At 44.2% G+C, this 509-nt stretch carries 1 protein-coding gene; it reads right to left on the reverse strand.

Annotation, left to right across the window (positions count from 1 at the left end; all coding sequences use genetic code 11):
• Positions 1-509: sensor histidine kinase (locus ACFP3R_RS37785; RefSeq protein ID WP_380643880.1), on the reverse strand; the 509-nt coding region annotated here is incomplete at both ends.

The following is a 509-nucleotide window of genomic DNA, read 5'->3' on the forward strand; positions in this document are numbered from 1 at the left end:
GTCAGCTCTGTAAAACGGAGTAAATACCTGTTTAATTTCTTCTTTACTAAGCCCTGGTCCTTGGTCAGCAATTTCGATAATAATACCGTTATCCGCTGTTGATATATCGACCGAGACAATAGCGTTTTCGGGGCTGTACTTAAGGGTGTTCCCGACGATATTCTCAAACGCTCTCGCCAGTAATAATCGATTACCTTTAACATCTGCAGCCTCAAGCCCCTGCTGTATGATGGTTATTTTCTTGGTGCTGGCTTCTATTTCAGCATCCTCAACCAGCTCGTTAATCAATGAGGCTAAATCGACGGTTTCTATGGTTAGCTGACTAGCGCCATCGTTGAGTCGGTTGAGTGTTAGCAGGTTCTCGATTAACTCATTGAGTTTATTGTTTTGGGCTTCGATTTTATTGAGTAAGTTCTCGGATGCCGGATTGTCTTCCAGATGCTCCCTAACTAAGTCGATAGCGATTCGTTGGCGGGTGAGGGGGGTTCTTATTTCGTGAGAGATATCTC

Source organism: Saccharothrix lopnurensis (genome assembly GCF_042658445.1).
GTDB lineage: Bacteria > Actinomycetota > Actinomycetes > Mycobacteriales > Pseudonocardiaceae > Actinosynnema > Actinosynnema lopnurensis.